The following is a 3226-nucleotide window of genomic DNA, read 5'->3' on the forward strand; positions in this document are numbered from 1 at the left end:
GATCACGGGGAAATTCTGAACCCTTCCTGAACACCCCCCACATTCCCCGAAAACACCTCTTCCAGCCGTTTCGCTGCGGGCGTAAGCTGCGCGCGTTTTCATCAATTGCGGAGACCCACAGTGGGTACTTGTTCGAGTGACAGTTGTCGGCCGGTCTCGATCACCGGCAGATTCTCGGCAAGATAACGCGCAGTCTTTCCCTGCCGTTGTCTCGCCGTAACAGCGAGCAGCGGCATCCCGTGCACGACCCGTTCCGGATCGTGTCTCGACGTCCTTCTCATCGACGCTGAACCAAGCGTGCTGACGACCTCAATCGTCAGCGCCGCCTATCGACACGCCTGTCGTTCCCGACGGGCGCGCCACGCCTTACCGTGCCGGTTTTCCCGGTGCCAGGGCGCGGCGGTACCTGCTCGACGGTTACTCGGCTGACCACAGGGGACACAGCCATGAAACTCACGCTCAAGGAATTTTTCGCAGGCTTTCTGCGCAGCCGCCACATCGCCCGGCACTTCCGTCGTCTGGCGCTGCTGGATTCGATCAATGACACCACGGTCAGCCGTGAAGTGCCGCCGACGCTGGCCAACACGCTAGTCGCTGCCGCCCATGAAGACAGCGCTGCGTTGCTGTCATCGCTGGGCACGCAAGGCGAAGGGCTTACCGAGGTCGAGGCCGATACTCTGCGCGCGCAACATGGCCTCAACGAGGTCGAACACGAGCAGCCGCTGCCGTGGTGGACCCATCTGTGGCACTGCTACAAAAACCCGTTCAACCTGCTGCTGACTCTGCTCGCGGTGATCTCCTGGCTGACCGAAGACCTCAAGGCGGCCGTGGTGATTTTTTCCATGGTGGTGCTGTCGACGCTGCTGCGCTTCTGGCAGGAGAGCAAATCCAATCAGGCCGCCGATGCGCTCAAAGCCATGGTCAGCAACACCGCCACGGTGCTGCGCCGGGATGGGCCACGGCGGGAGCTGCCGATCAAGCAACTGGTGCCCGGCGATCTGATCGTGCTCTCGGCCGGCGACATGATTCCCGCCGATTGCCGCGTGCTCAGCGCCAAGGACCTGTTCGTCAGCCAGGCAGCAATGACCGGTGAGTCGATGCCGGTGGAGAAATTCACCCGGCAGACCGATCGCGACACGCGTAACCCGCTCGAGCTGGACAACATTCTGTTCATGGGCACCAACGTCGTCTCCGGCAGCGCGATTGCACTGATTCTCACCACCGGCAACAGCACCTACTTCGGTGCGCTGGCGCAACGGGTCGGCGCGACGGACCGCGCGGTGACCTCGTTTCAGCAGGGCGTCAACAAGGTCAGCTGGCTGCTGATCCGCTTCATGTTCGTCATGGCGCCGCTGGTGCTGTTCATCAACGGTTTCACCAAGGGCGACTGGAGCGAAGCGCTGCTCTTCGCGCTGTCGATCGCGGTCGGCTTGACCCCGGAAATGCTGCCGATGATCGTCACTTCGACCCTGGCCAAAGGCGCCGTGTTTCTATCGCGCAAAAAGGTCATCGTCAAACGCCTCGACGCGATCCAGAACTTCGGCGCCATGGACGTGCTGTGCACCGACAAGACCGGCACCCTGACTCAGGACAAGATCTTTCTGGCGCGTAATGTCGACGTCTGGGGTGAGGATTCTGACGCTGTGCTGGAACTGGCCTACCTGAACAGCTACTACCAGACCGGCCTGAAAAACCTGCTGGATGTCGCCGTGCTCGAACACGTGGAAGTCCATCGCGAACTGAAAGTCGGCAGCGTGTTTCGCAAGGTCGATGAGATCCCGTTCGACTTCAATCGCCGGCGCATGTCGGTGGTGGTGGAGAGCCGCGGTCAGCCCCATCAACTGATCTGCAAAGGCGCGGTGGAAGAAGTGCTGGCGGTGTGCAGTCGGGTGCGTCACGGCGAGGTCGATGAAGTCTTGAGCGATGAATTGCTGGTGCGGATTCGCCAAGTCACCGGCGCCTTCAACGCCGAAGGTCTGCGCGTGGTGGCGGTCGCGGCTCGCTCAATGGCAGAAGGGCGCGAGACTTACAGCCTGGCTGATGAACAGGAACTGACGCTGATCGGTTACGTGGCATTCCTCGATCCACCGAAGGAAAGCACCGCGCCAGCGCTCAAGGCCTTGGCCGAGCATGGTGTGGCGGTCAAGGTGCTGACCGGTGACAACGAACTGGTGACGGCGAAAATCTGCCGCGAGGTCGGCCTCGCCCAACAGGGTTTGCTGCTGGGCAATGACATTGAGCGCATGAGCGATGCTGAGCTGGCTATGGCGGTCGAGACGACCAACGTCTTCGCCAGACTCACGCCATCGCACAAAGAGCGCATCGTCGGCATTCTCAAGGGCAACGGCCATGTGGTCGGATTCATGGGCGACGGTATCAACGACGCGCCGGCGCTGCGCAGCGCCGACATCGGTATTTCCGTGGACAGCGCGGTGGACATCGCCAAGGAAGCGGCGGACATCATTCTCTTGGAAAAAAGCCTGATGGTGCTGGAGGAGGGCGTGCTCGAAGGGCGGCGCACCTTCGCCAACATGCTCAAGTACATCAAGATGACTGCCAGCTCCAACTTCGGCAATGTGTTCTCGGTGCTGGTTGCCAGCGCGTTCATCCCGTTCCTGCCGATGCTGCCGATGCACCTGCTGGTGCAGAACCTGCTCTACGATATTTCGCAGATCGCCATTCCGTTCGATAACGTCGACGACGAGATGCTGAAACAGCCGCAGCGCTGGCAGCCGGCTGACGTCGGGCGCTTCATGCTGTTCTTCGGCCCGATCAGTTCGATCTTCGACGTCACGACGTTCGCCTTGATGTGGTACGTGTTCGACGCCAACACCCCGGATCACCAGACGTTGTTCCAGTCCGGCTGGTTCGTGGTCGGGTTGCTGACCCAGACGCTGATCGTGCACATGATCCGCACGCCGAAGATCCCGTTCCTGCAAAGCCGCGCCGCCATGCCGCTGCTGGTGATGACCGGGGTCATCATGGCGGTCGGCATCTTCCTGCCAATGGGGCCGCTGGCGCATTACTTCAAATTGCAGGCGCTGCCGTCGCTGTATTTCGTGTTTCTACCGGTGATTCTGCTGGCGTACATGGCGCTGACCCAAGCCGTTAAAGGCTTCTACATCCGCCGGTTCGGCTGGCAATAACCGCCATGGAATGCTTTCCCCTGTGGAAGCGAGCCTGCTCGCGAAGGCGCCGTGTCAGTCAATACGTCTCTGACTGGTAT

The 3226-nt window shown here is 61.0% G+C and carries 1 protein-coding gene; it reads left to right on the forward strand.

The window, feature by feature from the left end:
- The first annotated feature begins 446 nt into the window (after positions 1-446).
- Complete coding sequence (gene mgtA, locus F8N49_RS26735) at positions 447-3146, forward strand: magnesium-translocating P-type ATPase (RefSeq protein WP_151553236.1); 2700 nt, start codon at positions 447-449, stop codon at positions 3144-3146.
- Positions 3147-3226 lie beyond the last annotated feature (80 nt).

The sequence above is a fragment of the Pseudomonas sp. GXM4 genome (genome assembly GCF_008923895.1).
In the GTDB taxonomy this organism is placed as follows: Bacteria; Pseudomonadota; Gammaproteobacteria; order Pseudomonadales; family Pseudomonadaceae; genus Aquipseudomonas; species Aquipseudomonas atacamensis.

Bases quoted from the DNA above. Each gene is read 5' to 3' on its own strand.
- mgtA (WP_151553236.1), top strand. From the start codon at position 447: ATGAAACTCACGCTCAAGGAATTTTTCGCAGGCTTTCTGCGCAGCCGC.